Here is a 14,905-nt window from a genome sequence, read left to right as displayed (position 1 = left end):
CCGGCCCGCCCCTTCCGCGGCAAGCCGGCGGGTTCCAGGCCAGGCGGCGACAGGCCCGGTGGCGATCGGCCCGGCGGGCGTGGCCCGGGTTCCGGCGGCGACAGGCCGCCGCGCTCCGGCCCGCCACGTTCGGGCGGCGGGCGCCGCGGCTGAGGTCTGCGCCATGCGCATCGTCGGGGGACGCTTCGGCGGCCGCACGCTCGCCAGCCCGAAGCCGGGCATCGGCGCGATTCGGCCGACCTCGGATCGCCTGCGGGAATCGTTGTTCAACGTGCTGGCGCATGGCCATGGCGATGCGGCGGAGGGGGCGCGCGTGCTCGACCTCTTCGCCGGCACCGGCGCGATGGCCTTCGAGGCGCTCTCGCGCGGCGCCGCCTTCGCGCTGCTGGTCGACGACGGCGCCGAGGCGCGCGGGCTGATCCGCGAGAACCAGATGGCGCTCGGGCTCGCGGGCCTCTCGCGCATCTTCCGCCGCGACGCGACGAAGCTCGGCCCGATCACCGGCATGGCGCCGTTCGACCTCGTCTTCTGCGACCCGCCCTATCGCAAGGGCCTGGGCGAGAAGGCGCTCGCCTCGGCGCGCGCAGGCGGCTGGCTGGCGCAGGACGCGCTGGTCGTGCTGGAGGAAGCGGCGGATGCCGAGATCACGTTACCGGAGGGCTTCGAGGAGCTCGAGCGGCGCGATTATGGCGAGACGCAGGTGCGGTTCTTGCGGATCGTATGAACCTACCCGTCATTGCGAGAAGCGTAGCGACGAAGCAATCAAGGTGGACTTGCCGCAGAGCCCTGCCGCCGCTGGATTGCTTCGTCGCTATACTCCTCGCAATGACGGATAGCTCTCACCGTCTCCCGAACAGCTTCTCGATATCGTTGAGCTTCAGTTCGACATAGGTCGGGCGGCCGTGATTGCACTGGCCGGAGTTCGGCGTCGCCTCCATCTCGCGCAGGAGCGCGTCCATCTCCTCCGGCCGAAGGCGGCGGCCGGCGCGGACGGAGTTGTGGCAGGCCATGGTCGCGAGCACATGGTCGAGCCGGCGCTCCAGCGAACCCGGAGTTCCGCTGATCTGGCCATGCTCGGCGAGCGCGTCGGCGACATCGCGGACAATGCCCCGGAGGTCGCCGCCGGCGATGGCGGCGGGCGCCTCGCGCACCAGCACGGCGCCGGGGCCGAAGCTCTCGATGACGAGGCCGAGCGAGGCGAGGTCCGAGGCCGCCGCGTTGAGCCGGTCGGCGTCGACCGGGTCGAGCTCGACCACCTCGGGCAGAAGCAAGGGCTGGCTGACGATGCCGCTCTTCGCCCGCTCGGCCTTGAGCCGCTCATAGACCAGGCGCTCATGGGCGGCGTGCTGGTCGACGATGACCATGCCGTCGCGGGTCTGGGCGACGATATAGGTGCCGTGGACCTGGGCGCGGGCGGCGCCGAGCGGCCGGTCGAGCGCATCCTGCGGCGGCTCGGCGAGATGCGCACGGGCATCCGCCGAGGGCATGGCGAGATCGGCGAAGCCGGCCTGCAGCGGCTGGGCGGGGGCCTCGGGCATGCGCCAGTCAGCGCCGCCGCCGAAATTCGGGCGCTGGATCGTCGCCGGGCCGCCATCGCCGAAGCCGCCGCCTGAGAAGACCGCCCGGAAGGCGTCGAGCGTGCGGGCGCCGCCGGTGGTGGTGGCGCGATGGCCGGCGCCTGCCAAAGCCGCCTTGAGGCTCGACACGACGAGGCCGCGCACCAGCGCCGGGTCGCGGAAGCGGACCTCGCTCTTGGCCGGGTGGACGTTGACGTCGACGGCGGCAGGGTCGCAGAGCAGGTCGAGATAGAGCACCGGGTGCCGGTCCGAGGGCACGACGTCGGCATAGGCGCCGCGCACCGCCGAGAGCAGCAGCTTGTCGCGCACCGGGCGGCCATTGACCGCCATGTGGACGCCGGCCGAGGTGCCGCGATGGAAGGTCGGCAGGCCGGCGAAGCCCGAGAGCCGGACGCCCTCGCGCTCAGTCTCGACCGGAAATGCGTTCTCGGGAAAGTCGCGCCCGAGCGCGCGGCCGAGGCGGCGCAGCCGCCCTTCGGCGCCGATCGGCTCGGCCGGCCAGTCGAAGGCGCCGGCATGCTCGCCTTCGAGCGAGAAGCGGACCTCGGGATGGGCGATCGCGAGGCGCCGCAGCATGTCGGAGACGGCCTGCGCCTCGGCCCGGTCGCTCTTGAGGAATTTGAGGCGGGCCGGTGTGAAGATGAAGAGGTCGCTGACCTCGATGCGGGTGCCGGGCCCCGCCGCCGCCGGCCTGACCGGCCCCTTGGCGCCGGCCTCGACGACGAGGGCGCAGCCCTGCGCCGCATCGCGCCGGCGCGTGGTGATCGAGAGGCGCGCCACCGAGCCGATCGAGGGCAGCGCCTCGCCGCGGAAGCCGAGGGAGCGGATGGCGAAGAGGTCGCCGTCCGGGAGCTTGGAGGTGGCGTGGCGCTCGACGCAGAGGGCGAGATCGTCGGGACTCATGCCGATGCCGTCGTCGACGACGCGGATCAGCTCGCGCCCGCCGCCGCGGATGGTGACGGCGATGCTGGCAGCGCCGGCATCGATCGCGTTCTCGACCAGTTCCTTCACCGCTGCGGCTGGCCGCTCGATCACCTCGCCGGCGGCGATGCGATCGACCAGGACGGGATCGAGGCGGCGAATGGTCATCGGTTATGCAGCAGGCAAGGCCAGCGCGAGGGCAATGCCGTCTTTCCGGGGCGGCGCGTCAGCACCGAGCCCGGAATGACGGAGAGGTTCCATCCGGCGACAACCGGCAAGCCCAACACTCACACCAGCCCGGCCGGCCGGCCGACGGCCTGGACCAGCAGCCGACCCTCGCCGAACAGGCGCTGCGCGACGCGCCGGACATCGGCCAGCGTCACCGCGGCGAAGCGCTGGTTGCGGGTTTCGACGAACTCCGGCTGCTCGCCGCGAATGGCGAGGCCGAGCAGTTCGCCGGCGATCTTCGGCGAGGTGTCGAAGCGCAGGGAATAGGAGCCGATCAGATAGCGCTTGGCCTCCTCGACCTCGTGCCCGCTCGGGCCCTCGCTGACGAGCTTGGCGATCTCCTCGCGGATCACAGACATGGATTCGGCGACGCGATCGTTGCGCGTCGAGGTGCCGCCGACGAGCAGGCCGCTCTGGCGCAGGGGCACCAGGCTGGAAGAGACGCCATAGGCGAGGCCGCGCTTCTCGCGTACTTCCATGAACAGACGCGAGGTGAAGGCCGAGCCGCCGAGGATATGGTTCAGCACGGTCGCGGCGATGAAGTCGGGATCGTCCCACATCAGCCCGGGACCGATGAAGCGCAGCACGGTCTGCGGCACGTCGAGATCGACGATATGAGTCTCGCCGAGCCCGGCGACCGGCAACGGCGCGGCGGGCCTGGCGCGCGGGGCGCCGGCCGGCAGCGCGCCGAAGAGCGCATCGAGCCGGGCGGCCAACTCGCCCGCGGTGATGGCGCCGACCGCGACCACCTTCAGCCCACCGCGGGTGAAGAGATCGCGCGTCAGGGCTTTCAGCCCCTCCGGTTCGAGCCGGCGGACGCTGGCGACGTCGCCCCGCTCCGGCCGGCCATAGGCGTGGCCCGGAAAGGCCGCGGCGAAGAGCGCGTTGCGGCAGATCACATCCGGGTTCTGTGCCTGGCGCTGCAGGCCGGCGATCACCTGCGCCTTGACTCGCGCCACCGCGTCGGCGTCGAAGCGCGGCGCGTTGAGGGCGAGGCCGAGCAACTCGAAGGCGATCTCGCGATGCTGCGACAGGGTCTGGAGCTGGCCATGGAAATCGTCGCGACGGGCGTCGAAGGAGAGGTTGATCGCGTGGTCGGCGAGGCGCCCCTGGAAGGCCTCGGCATCGAGGTCGCCGGCCCCCTCGTCGAGGAGTCCGGAGACCAGATTGGCGCTGCCGGCGCCGTCCGCCGGGTCGCGATTGGCGCCGCCGTCGAAGGCGAATTCCAGCGCCAGAAGCGGCAGGCTGTGCTCCTCGACCAGCCAGGCCTCGACGCCGCAGGCGGCGGTGACGCGCTGGACCGCGAGCGAGGGCCCGGGAGCGGCGGCGACGGGAGCGAGCGGACGGTTCATCGGCAATCCTCGGCGGCGCGGGCGGAGCCCGCCCGCAATGGCTTGAAGCGCAGTGTCAGGCGGCGGCCGGCAGCAGCAGGCCGGTGACCGAGCGGTCGGGCCTGAGATGGCGCCGGACCGCCTCGACGACCTGGTCGCGCGTCACCGCTTCGATGCGCTGCGGCCAGAGCAGCACGTCCTCGACGGTCTCGCCGACGGCGAGGCCCGAGCCGAAGATGCGGGCGAGCGAGGACTGGCTGTCGCGGGCGAAGACTGTCTCGGCGACGAGGCGGGTGCGGGCGCGGGCGAGCTCGAGCTCGCTCGGACCATCGGCGATGAAGTCGGCGAGCGCAGTGTCGAGACCGGCCTCGAGGGCCGCCATCTCGACGCCGGGTCGCGGGCTGACCGAGAGCTGGAAGGCGGAGCGGTCGACCATCGAGCCCATGAAATAGGCGCCGGCTCCGGCGGCGAGCTCCTGTTCGACGCAGAGCTTGCGATAGAGCCGCGAGGTCGTGCCGCCGCCGAGAATCTCGGCGGCCAGTTCGAGCGCGAAGGCCTCGTCGCGCTGCGCCGAGACATAGGTCGGCGCGAGCCAGGCCCGGCGCAGCGAGGGCTGCTGCACGCGCGGATCGGAGAGCGCGACGCGGCGCGCCGCGCGCGGCTCGGGCTCGGCCGGGCGCTTGCGCCGCGGCGCCTCGCCGCGGGCGGGAATCACGCCATAGGTCTCCTGGGCCAGGCGCAGCACCTCGCCCGGCTCGACGTCGCCGGCGACGACCAGGATGGCGTTCTCCGGCGTGTAGAAGCGCTGGTAGTAGGCGAAGGCGTCGTCCCGCGTCAGCCCCTCGATCTCGTGCTCCCAGCCGATGATCGGCGTGCCATAGGGATGGTGGACATAGAGCGCGCTGGAGAATTCCTCGGCGAGCTGGGCGGCCGGGTCGGCGTCGACGCGCATGCGCCGTTCCTCCAGCACGACGTCGCGCTCGGGCCCGACCACGCTCTCGTCGAAGGCGAGGCCGGTCATCCGGTCCGCCTCGTAGTCCATCATCGCCCGCAGATGCTCCTTCGGCACCCGCTGGAAATAGGCGGTGTAATCGTAGGAGGTGAAGGCGTTCTCCTGGCCGCCATAGCCGGCCACGATCTTCGAGAACTCGCCGGCCGGCCATTTCGCCGTGCCCTTGAACATCAGGTGCTCGAGGAAGTGGGCGATGCCCGACTTGCCCGCCGGGTCGTCGCCGGAGCCGTTGCGATACCAGACCATATGGGTGACCACCGGCGCGCGATGGTCCGGCGCGACCACGATCTGGAGCCCGTTCGCGAGCCGATAGGATTCGACCTGGTGGCCGGCTGCGTCGGCGGGAGCGGCGTGAACCGTCATGACCTTGAAGAGCTCCTGCGATCCGCGAGGTTCAGAAACGAACCGGCCCGGGCCCGCATGGACCCGAGCCGGGGGAAGGCTCGCCATAGATAGGGCGGCCGCGCCGGAAAACCAACGCGTCGCGACGACCGGCGAGAGGCTCTATTCGTAGACCTTCTGGCCGGTGAGGAATTCGCGCTGGCCGACCGCCTGCTTGTCCTCGCGCGGTCCGGACTGGCCCGGACCGAGCGGGGCCGTGCCGGCCGGACGGCGATAGCCGGTCGGCGGCTCGTGCAGATAGCGGCGAGCGGGCTCGCTGCCATAGGCGAGGTTCGACATGTCGGTCTGGGCCTGGCGGGCCGCCATCTCGCGGCCGATGCGGATCGGCTCGATCTGGTTGTTGTAGTTGTTGTGGTCCGGGACGATGCCCTCCGGCCCGTTGCTGCGCCCGGTGACGCGGCCGCGGCGCAGCTCTTCCTGCGACATCAGCGGCTTGGTGTTGGCGCGGTAGGCCTCGGTATTGGAGAACAGGACGTTGGCGCTGTCGCGCTCGGCCCTGCGGCGGGCGACGTCCGGATCGTCCGGCCAGGCGGCGCTGCGGTTGGCGCCCGCCTCCTGCGGCTTCGGCAGGGTCGAGGACGGCGGCACGACGAGCGGGGCGCGCTGCTTGTACTCGATATCTTCCTTGTCCGTGCCGAACAGGCCCATGCCCTTCACCAGATTCTGGAAGAGCATGCCCTCCTGGGCGAAAGCAGGGGACGCCGCCAGCAGCAGGCCGCTGGCGAGCAGCATGCGTGACGCGCGGTTCCGATAAGCCATCTCACCTCTCCATCCAGATACCGGCCAGCGTCATGCGCGATCGACGCGGCAAAAGCATGGCGGGCCTTTTAACCCATTTCCGGCGAAATCGGGAGCCCTTTCGCCAGAGCGACGTCAATGGCCTGTGGCCAGCCGGCTTCAGGCGGCCCTGGAACGATCCGTCGCCGGCCGCAGCGACTCGTAGAGCAGCCCGAGCACGCCGAAGACGATGGCCGCATCGGCGATGTTGAAGATGTACCAGCTGAAATCGCCGACGTGAAAATGCACGAAGTCGACGACCGCGCCGTAGACGATGCGGTCGAGCCCGTTGCCGAGCGCCCCGCCGATGATCAGCGCCAGACTCGCCACCGTCAGCCGGTCGCCGGCCCGCCACATCCAGCGCCAGAGCCAGACCGCCGCGACGACGGAGATCACCACCAGGGCCCAGCGGCCGATATCGCTCGACTGCTGGAACAGCCCGTAGGAAATGCCACGATTCCAGGCGAGCACGATCTCCAGGAAGGAGGCGAGCCGGAACGGCCCCTCTTCGGCGAGGCGCGCGCCGAAGAGCAGCCAGAGCTTCAGCGCCTGGTCGAGCACGAAGGTGAGCGCGACGATCCAGAGGCCGAGGCGGCGCAGCGGTGTCATGCGACGTATCCGAGCTCGCGCAGCGCCCTGGCGTCACGCGGCGTCACCTCGGGGAAGCCGGGCTCGGCGCTCGCCGGATCGAAATACTTCCAGGAGCGGGCGCATTTGATGCCGGGGGCGCGCGCCGGCTCCACCGCGACGCCTGGCACGTCCGGCAGGCGGAAGGCCTCGGCCGGCCCCTCCCCGTCCGTGATCCCGGCACCGGAGGTGATGCAGATCTCGGCGAGATCGAGCCCGCTCAGCGCCGCGCGCAGATCCGGATCGGCGATATGGACGGTCGGCGCGGCCTCGAGCGAGGAGCCGATGCGCTTGGCGGCGCGCTCCAGCTCGAGCGCACCGGTGACGACGCGGCGCACGCGGCGGACCTTGGCCCAGCGTTCGGCCAGCTCGGGCGCGAGCCAGGCCTGGTCCGCCTCGGCGAAGAGCTCGAGATGCACGGAGCCGTCGCCGGCCTTGACCTGCGGATAGCGCTCGAGCCAGGCCTCCTCGGCGGTGAAGACCAGGATCGGCGCGAGCCAGGTCGTCAGGCAGCGGAAGAGGTGGTCCACCACCGTCAGCGCACTCCTGCGGACATGGCTGGAGCGCGGATCGCAGTAGAGCGCGTCCTTGCGGACGTCGAAATAGAAGGCCGAGAGCTCGGTGTTCATGAACTGCGAGAGCAGGGTCACGACCTTCTTGTAGTCGTAGCTGCGGTAGGCCTCCGCGACCTGCGGGCCGAGCTCGGCGAGGCGGTGCAGCATCAACCGCTCCAGCTCCGGCATCGAGGCCGGATCGGCGACGCGGATCTCCTCGTTGAAATGCGCGAGCGTGCCGAGCATCCAGCGCATGGTGTTGCGCAGCTTGCGATAGGTCTCGACGAAGGTCTTCAGGATCTCCTTGCCGATGCGCAGATCGTCGGAATAGTCGGCGGCGGCGACCCAGAGGCGCAGGATGTCGGCGCCGGAATCCTTGATCACATCCTGCGGGGCGGTGACGTTGCCCTTCGATTTCGACATCTTCTCGCCCTTCTCGTCGAGACAGAAGCCGTGGGTCAGCACCACGTCATAGGGCGCCCGGCCGCGCGTGCCGCAGCTTTCGAGCAAGCTGGAATGGAACCAGCCGCGATGCTGGTCCGAGCCTTCCAGATACATCACCTTGTCGCGGCCGCCGTCGACGACGCGATGGGTCCTGAGATCGGCGCGCTTCTCCAGCGTGAAGGCGTGGGTCGAGCCCGAATCGAACCAGACGTCGAGCACGTCGACGACACGCTCGTATTTCGCCGGGTCGTAGCCGAAGGGTGTGAGGAAGCGCGCCCCGTCCGTGTCGGTGAACCAGGCATCGGCGCCCTCCTGCTCGAAGGCCTCGGCGATCGCGGCGTTGACCCTGGCGTCGACCAGGATCGCCTTGCTCTCCTTCTCGACGAAGACGGTGATCGGCACGCCCCAGGCACGCTGGCGCGAGACCACCCAGTCGGGCCGGTTGGCGATCATGCCGTTGATGCGGTTCTCGCCGGCGGCGGGCACCCATTCGGTCTCCCTGATCGCCTTGAGCGCCCGGTTGCGCAGCGTGTCGGCATTGCCGCCGGCGGTCGGCGCAGGCGCCGCCGGATCGGGCGCGCCAGCCTCGCCATAAGGCTTGTCCATGGCGATGAACCATTGCGGCGTGTTGCGGAAGATCACCGGCTTCTTCGAGCGCCAGCTATGCGGATACTGGTGCTTGAGCCGCCCGCGCGCGACGAGGTTGCCGGAGGCGGCGAGCGCCTTGATCACGACCTCGTTGGCGTTGCCCTTCTCGCCCTTGTCGGTGATGACCTGCGCGCCCTCGAAGCCGGGCGCCTCGCTGGTGAAGCGGCCATCAGCGTCGACGGTGTAGGGGATCCTGGTCTCGATGCCGCGCTCCGCCAGCATGCGGCCATTGGCCATCCAGACGTCGAAGTCCTCGCGGCCATGGCCCGGCGCGGTGTGGACGAAGCCGGTACCGGCATCGTCCGTGACATGGTCACCGTCGAGCAGCGGCACGTCGAAATCGTAGCCCTGGCCGCGGAGGGGGTGGGCGCAGGTAACCTCGACGAGCCAATCTGCTGGAACATCGCAGACGGGCTCAAATGCTTCGACCTTGGCGGCCTTAAAGACGTCAGCGACCAGCTTCTTAGCCAGAATGTAGCTAGCCCCAACCTTCGCCCAATTTCCCTCTGGGGCCGCTGTGACGCGATAGAGGCCATAGGCGATCTTGTTATGGAAGGAGATCGCGCGGTTGCCGGGGATCGTCCATGGCGTCGTGGTCCAGATTACGACCGAAGCACCCAAGATCGCGTCGAAGACTTGTTTCGCCTTCAAGCCGTCTACAAGCGGTCCGTACGCCGTGCGGTCGCGATCAATCGGAAACGCCACGAACACCGTGTCGCTGGTGTGCTCCTCGTATTCGACCTCGGCCTCGGCCAGGGCGGTCTTCTCGACCACCGACCACATCACCGGCTTGGAGCCGCGATAGAGCATGCCGTTCTGCGCGAACTTCATGATCTCGCGGGCGATCTGCGCCTCGGCGCCATAGGCCATGGTGAGATAGGGATCGTCCCAGTCGCCCTCGACGCCGAGGCGCTTGAACTCGGCGCGCTGGACGTCGACCCAGTGCTCGGCGAAGGCGCGGCATTCCTTGCGGAACTCGACGACCGGCACGTCGTCCTTGTTCAGCCCCTTGGCGCGGTACTGCTCCTCGATCTTCCACTCGATCGGCAGGCCGTGGCAGTCCCAGCCCGGCACGTAGTTGGAATCGTAGCCCAGCATCTGCTGCGAGCGCGTCACCAGGTCCTTCAGCACCTTGTTGAGCGCGTGGCCGATATGGATGTTGCCGTTGGCATAGGGCGGGCCGTCATGCAGGACGAAGCGGTCGCGCCCTTTGCCGGCCTCGCGCAGCTTGCGGTAGAGGCCCATCCTGGCCCAGCGGGCGAGCAGCTCGGGCTCGCGCTGGGGCAGGCCGGCGCGCATCGGAAACTCCGTCTGCGGCAGGAACAGCGTCTGCGAATAGTCGATCGTCTCGGCGGTGTTGTCGGCAGTCTGATCGGTCATGTGTCCGGCTCGGCGGTGCGGAGGGCGGGCCTGCATCCGGCGCGGCGCCCATCCTGGAATGTCACGGGGAAGCGATCGTCGTCCCGGCCTGCGCAAGCGCCCGCGCGGTCAGCGCAGGGCGGCAGCCGGGCCGGTAATTCGCCGGGGCGGAACGAGGTTCGAAACGGACATGAGCGGCTTCTAGCAAACGGCGTTCAGACAAGGAAGGCCGGCGTCGCCGCGAGGATGCCGCGCGCGCTCACGGTGTCGGCATCCATCTGCGCGATCAGCGCTTCGAGCGTATCGAACTTCGCCTCGCCGCGCAGGAAGGCGACGAAGGCGACATCGACGGTCCTGCCATAGAGATCGCCGGAGAAATCGAAGACGAAGGTTTCGAGCCGGGGCGCGCCGTCGTCGAAGGTCGGGCGGCTGCCGAAGCTGGCGACACCGTCGCGCCAGGCGCCGTCGATCTTCATTCTCACCGCATAGATGCCGAAGCGCAGGCGGCAATCGCGGGCTAGGTGCATGTTCGCGGTGGGATAGCCGAGCTCGCGGCCGCGCTTGTCGCCATGGGCGACCTCGCCGCGGACGAACCAGGGCCGGCCGAGCAGCGCGGCGGCATGGCCGACATCGCCGGCTTCGAGCGCGGCGCGCACCAGCGTCGAGGAGACGGGCTCGCCCCGGAAGGCGAAGGGCGGCACGACCGCGACGGGCACGCCGGCATGGCCGGCGCGGGCCTGCAGCATCTCGGGCGAGCCGGTGCGCGCCTTGCCGAAATGAAAATCATAGCCGCAGACGAGCCCGGCCGCGCCGAGCCGGCCGAGCAGCAATTCGTCGACGAAGGCCTCCGCGGGGATGCCGGCGACCGCGCGGTCGAAAGGCACGACGAAGCTGGGCGACAGGCCGAGGCCGGCCAGGAGCTCGACCTTGACCGGCTCCGGCGTCAGCCGAAACACCGGCTGCTCGGGCCGGAAGAGGGAGCGCGGATGCGGTTCGAAGGTCAGCGCCGCCGCCTGCGTCCCCCGCTCCGCCGCCATCGCCCCGGCGACGCGGGCGAGCTCGGCATGACCGCGATGGACGCCGTCGAAATTGCCGAGCGCCAGCACCAGGCCGCGCAGATCGGCCGGCACCGGCTCGCCGGGTTCGAGGACGAAGACGGGCCGCGCGTCGGGTCGCGCCGCCTCGGGGGATGAGGTCATGGAACGCTGGTTCGGCGCCGGGAAGCCCCGGCCAGCGCCGTGTTTGGCCCCAAGCGGCCGGAAGCGTCAAGGCCGCGCGTCAGCTCCGGGCCGTGGGGCGCGGCAGCGCCACCCAGGCCTCGCCCTCCAGCACCGCCTTGCCGTCGACCAGGCATTCGCAGAACAGCCGGGCACGGCGGCGCTCCGGCACGAGCTCGACCACCTCGACACGGGCCGTGACGACATCGCCGATCTTCACCGGCGCGAGGAAGTTGAGCGTCTGGGAGAGGTAGACGGCGCCGGGCCCCGGCAGGCGCGTGCCGAGCAGGGCCGAGACCAGGCTCGCCGTGAGCATGCCATGCGCGATGCGCTGGCCGAACCTGGTGCTGGCGGCATACCGATCGCAAAGATGGATCGGGTTGGCGTCTCCCGACAGGTCGGCGAAGAGCGAGACGTCGCGCTCCATCACCGTCCGCATCAGGCTCTCGCGCTGCCCGACGGCCAGATCCTCGAAGGCGTGAACTTGGTAGAGTGAACTGGCCATCATCGGTCGATTTCGCATCCGCAGGGCAGCCGCAGACCGCCTGCATTCGGGATCGGGCGGGGAGCGTCCCATAATTCGCTGCACCGCACCATTGAACTTTGGTGCCTGATGCGAAGTTCCCGCCGCGCATGCCGCTGGGTCACTCGGCGACCGGGTTAACGGCTTTGAAACATCACCCGCCTATCACAGTTGACCCAAGGTCGCCGCTCTGCGAGAGCGGCCCGCGCCGGCCGCGCCCGGCGCCGCGGATCACTTGCTTGGAGCACCGTCATGGCTGTCGACCCGTCAATGCCGATCCTGGTGGTGGACGACTATCAGACCATGGTCCGGATCATCCGCAACCTGCTGAAGCAGCTGGGTTTCGAGAACGTCGACGACGCCTCGGACGGCAATGCCGCGATCGCCAAGATGCGCGACAAGAAGTACGGGCTGGTGATCTCCGACTGGAACATGGAGCCGATGACCGGCTACGAACTGCTGCGCCAGGTGCGCAGCGAGGAGACCATCGCCGAGACCCCGTTCATCATGGTGACGGCGGAATCGAAGACCGAGAACGTCATCGCCGCCAAGAAGGCCGGCGTGAACAACTACATCGTCAAGCCGTTCAACGCGCAGACGCTGAAATCGAAGATCGAGGCGGCCTGCGCCGCCTGAAGCGCGGACGGCACGGCTCCGGCCGGCTCTCCCGTTCCGCCGGGAGCTCGCGCAGCGAGCCCGCCCCAGAACGAGCGCGCCGTCGCGCGGAGCGCCGCGATCGCAGCGCCCGGAACGACAGCGGCCGCCTACCAGGCCAGATGCGGCATGGCGTAGCTGGGCCGATGGCTCTGCCGGGCGAACCAGCCCTGCAGCGCCTGATCCGACAGGCCGGCCATCTCGCCGGCATGAATGCCGGCGACGCACATCAGGGAATCGAGGCCATACTGCACGGCGCCGGCGATGTCGGTGCGGATCGCGTCGCCGATCGCGAGGATGCGGCCCTTCTCCACCGTCTCGCCGCGCAGTTCCTGCCCGAGGCGGATGGCGAGGTCGTAGATCGGCGCATGCGGCTTGCCGGCATAGAGCGCCCGGCCGCCGAGCTTTTCATAGGCCACGGCGAGCGAGCCGGCGCAGGGCACGATGCGCCCGCCGCGATCGACGACCAGGTCCGGATTGGCGCAGATCAGCGTCAAGCCGCGACGGGCGAAATCGGCGAGCTGATCGGCATAGCTCTCGGCCGTCTCGGTCTCGTCGTCGAACAGGCCGGTGCAGACGACGTAATGCGCTTCGGCCGGGCCGACGCGCGGCGCGTCGAGTCCGGCCAGGAGCGGCAGGTCGCGGGCCGGACCGAGATGATAGAGCGGTTCGCCCGCACGATGGGCGATCAGGTCGCGGGCGACGTCGCCGGAGGTGACGATCGCGTCGAAGGCATCGCCGGGCACGCCGATACGGCCGAGTTGGACCGCGATCTCCGAACGCGGGCGCGGAGCATTCGAGACCAGCACGACCGTGACGCCGCCGGCCCGCATCCGCTCCAGCGCGTCGCACGCCGCCACGAAGGGCGCGACGCCGTTATGGACGACGCCCCAGATGTCGCAGAGGCAGAGCTCGTACTGGCCGATGACGGGCGCAACACCGGACAGAAGACGGGTCGATGACGGCACGAACGGACTCCGGTCTGGAAGCTCCCCGCCTCCGCTGAACGCGGGGTGCTTCAATGTCGATTCATCGCATTTACCGCAGGCGGAGCGTATGCGGCTCCGGGAAAACGACTCTCGCTGGCGCGGCCTGTGTACGCCGCTTCGCAGGCGCGGGCCAGAGACGGATCAGGCGCTGGCGCGGCGCAGGATGTCGCGGAAAGGCACGCGCTTCGGCGCCGGGGCGGGCGCCATCGCCGGATGCTCGATCACATCAGCCGAGGACGGCGGCACGGCCGCGGCCGGCGCTGATGCGGCCGGAGCGGCGGGTTGTGGCTCGGCGAAGACCTCCGGCCTGACCGGGCGCGGCGGCGAGAAGACGATGCCCTGAGCATAGCCGATGTCGAGATCGAGCATGTCGGCGACCATCGGGTCGTCCTCGACCTCCTCTGCCACGAGCTGGATCGAGCCGCGGGCGAGCTGGGCCGCGAGGTCCCCCGCCGCGATGTCGGCGCGCGCGCCGCCGCGCGCCTCGGCCAGGAGCAGCGCCGCCGCGACCTTGACGAAGCGTACGCCACGATCGTGCAGCGAAACCGGATCGAAGCGCAGATCGGAGACATGGTCGAGCGCGAAGCGGACGCCATTGGCCGACATGGCGCCGAGGAGGCCGAGGCTGGCCGGCTCCAGGGTCCGGAAGACGCGCTGCGGGATCTCGATGACGAGATTGCCGATATGCTCGTGGTATTTTTCGAGGATGCGCGACAGCGCCGCCAGCGCGCGCGACGAATTCCAGGTCGCTGCGCTGAAATTGCAGGAGACGAAGAGCTCGCCGGGCTTGCTGCCGAGATGGCGCGCGATGGCGAGCGCGCGCGTCAGGACCAAAGCGTCGAGCGTCGGGCCGAAACCGCGCTCCTCCACGGTGGTCAGGAATTCCGACGGCAGCAGCAGCGTCTTCTCGTCGAGCCGGAGCCTGACGAGGGCCTCGTAGCCGCGGGTCCGCCGCTGCGGCAGGTTGACGATCGGCTGCAGATGGACCTCGACCTGCCCCTTCGCCAGCGCCTCGCTGATCAGGGCGGCGCGCTCCTCGGCGGCGCGAAGCTGCGCGGCATCGGCGGGATCGTGGCGGGTCGCGCTCAGCGGCTCCGGAGCCCGGCGTGCCGGGGTGGCCGAGACTCGCGCCGGCTGCGGCGGCGGAGCCGCGAGCCGGCTCTCGATCCGGCTGAGCTGGTCGTCATGCTCGCCCAGCGTCGTCGCGACCTGCTGCAGCAGGTCGCCGAGCAGGCCGACCTCGGCCGTCAGCTCATGCAGCATCGCCTTGGCGGGCGCGGCATCCGCCTCGCCCATTGGCAGCTGATCGAAGCGCTGCATCACCGTGTCGACGCGGATGGCATTGGTCGCGAGCCGGACCTTGACCTCGCCGACCGCCGCGAGCAGCTGCTCGCGCTCGCGCGCCCGGCTCCGCCGCGCCAGAGCCGCCGCTCCGGCCAGGCCGAGCCCGGCGCTCAGCAGCCCGAACGCATTGGCGAGCGGCCCGGGCAACAGCAGCATGCAGGCCGCGCCCAGCGAAAAGCCGGCGACGCCGCTGGCGGCCGGAGACAGAGCGCTGAGGCGGATGCGAGCCAAGGGCCGAAATCGCGCAAGGGGTTGAGGGGCAACGCAACGCTACGAATCAGCTGCGACCCGCGCAGGA

General features: G+C 70.1%; 12 protein-coding genes. 2 read left to right on the top strand and 10 right to left on the bottom strand.

Going from position 1 to position 14,905, the window contains the following annotated elements:
* Positions 1-163 precede the first annotated feature (163 nt).
* Positions 164-724, top strand: coding sequence for a 16S rRNA (guanine(966)-N(2))-methyltransferase RsmD (rsmD, locus tag CS1GBM4_RS20980; protein ID WP_186420704.1), 561 nt, complete (start codon positions 164-166; stop codon positions 722-724).
* 115 nt (positions 725-839) lie between these two features.
* Here the strand turns inward: rsmD and mutL are convergent, their stop codons facing one another.
* The 8 genes from mutL to CS1GBM4_RS20940 all read right to left on the bottom strand — a co-directional run bounded on the left by mutL (position 840) and on the right by CS1GBM4_RS20940 (position 11,602).
* Positions 840-2,666: a DNA mismatch repair endonuclease MutL gene (mutL, locus tag CS1GBM4_RS20975; protein WP_186420703.1), complete on the bottom strand. Its 1,827-nt coding sequence runs from the start codon at positions 2,664-2,666 to the stop codon at positions 840-842.
* A 119-nt stretch (positions 2,667-2,785) separates the two neighbouring features.
* Positions 2,786-4,078: a pitrilysin family protein gene (locus CS1GBM4_RS20970; RefSeq protein ID WP_186420702.1), complete on the bottom strand. Its 1,293-nt coding sequence runs from the start codon at positions 4,076-4,078 to the stop codon at positions 2,786-2,788.
* A gap of 55 nt (positions 4,079-4,133) precedes the next feature.
* Positions 4,134-5,432, bottom strand: coding sequence for a pitrilysin family protein (locus tag CS1GBM4_RS20965; RefSeq protein WP_186420701.1), 1,299 nt, complete (start codon positions 5,430-5,432; stop codon positions 4,134-4,136).
* Positions 5,433-5,573: 141 nt separating this feature from the next.
* Entirely contained in the window at positions 5,574-6,230 is a 657-nt protein-coding gene (locus CS1GBM4_RS20960) for a hypothetical protein (RefSeq protein ID WP_186420700.1), read from the bottom strand.
* A gap of 138 nt (positions 6,231-6,368) precedes the next feature.
* On the bottom strand, positions 6,369-6,857 hold the full coding sequence (lspA, locus tag CS1GBM4_RS20955) for a signal peptidase II (RefSeq protein ID WP_186420699.1): 489 nt from the start codon (positions 6,855-6,857) through the stop codon (positions 6,369-6,371).
* Positions 6,854-9,901, bottom strand: coding sequence for an isoleucine--tRNA ligase (gene ileS, locus CS1GBM4_RS20950; protein ID WP_186420698.1), 3,048 nt, complete (start codon positions 9,899-9,901; stop codon positions 6,854-6,856). The genes lspA and ileS overlap by 4 nt, the downstream gene beginning before the upstream one ends.
* Before the next feature lie 194 nt (positions 9,902-10,095).
* Entirely contained in the window at positions 10,096-11,079 is a 984-nt protein-coding gene (locus CS1GBM4_RS20945; protein WP_186420697.1) for a bifunctional riboflavin kinase/FAD synthetase, read from the bottom strand.
* Between the two features lie 79 nt (positions 11,080-11,158).
* The gene (locus CS1GBM4_RS20940; RefSeq protein WP_186420705.1) at positions 11,159-11,602 is read right to left on the bottom strand and encodes a MaoC family dehydratase; all 444 of its coding nucleotides are present in this window, start codon (positions 11,600-11,602) and stop codon (positions 11,159-11,161) included.
* A gap of 270 nt (positions 11,603-11,872) precedes the next feature.
* On the opposite strand from CS1GBM4_RS20940, the gene CS1GBM4_RS20935 reads away from it, so the two are divergent.
* Complete coding sequence (locus tag CS1GBM4_RS20935) at positions 11,873-12,256, top strand: response regulator (RefSeq protein WP_186420696.1); 384 nt, start codon at positions 11,873-11,875, stop codon at positions 12,254-12,256.
* Positions 12,257-12,384: 128 nt separating this feature from the next.
* On the opposite strand, the gene CS1GBM4_RS20930 is transcribed toward CS1GBM4_RS20935, so the two are convergent.
* Entirely contained in the window at positions 12,385-13,242 is an 858-nt protein-coding gene (locus CS1GBM4_RS20930) for a TIGR01459 family HAD-type hydrolase (protein WP_186420695.1), read from the bottom strand.
* A 162-nt stretch (positions 13,243-13,404) separates the two neighbouring features.
* A complete protein-coding gene (locus CS1GBM4_RS20925) occupies positions 13,405-14,838 on the bottom strand; it encodes an EAL domain-containing protein (RefSeq protein WP_186420694.1) in 1,434 nt (477 codons plus the stop codon).
* Between the last annotated feature and the right edge of the window lie 67 nt (positions 14,839-14,905).

This window comes from Allobosea sp. CS1GBMeth4 (assembly GCF_900185715.1).
In the GTDB taxonomy this organism is placed as follows: Bacteria; Pseudomonadota; Alphaproteobacteria; order Rhizobiales; family Beijerinckiaceae; genus Allobosea.
The sequence above is the reverse complement of the archived record's forward strand: the minus strand, read 5'-3'. Positions and strand labels throughout refer to the sequence as shown.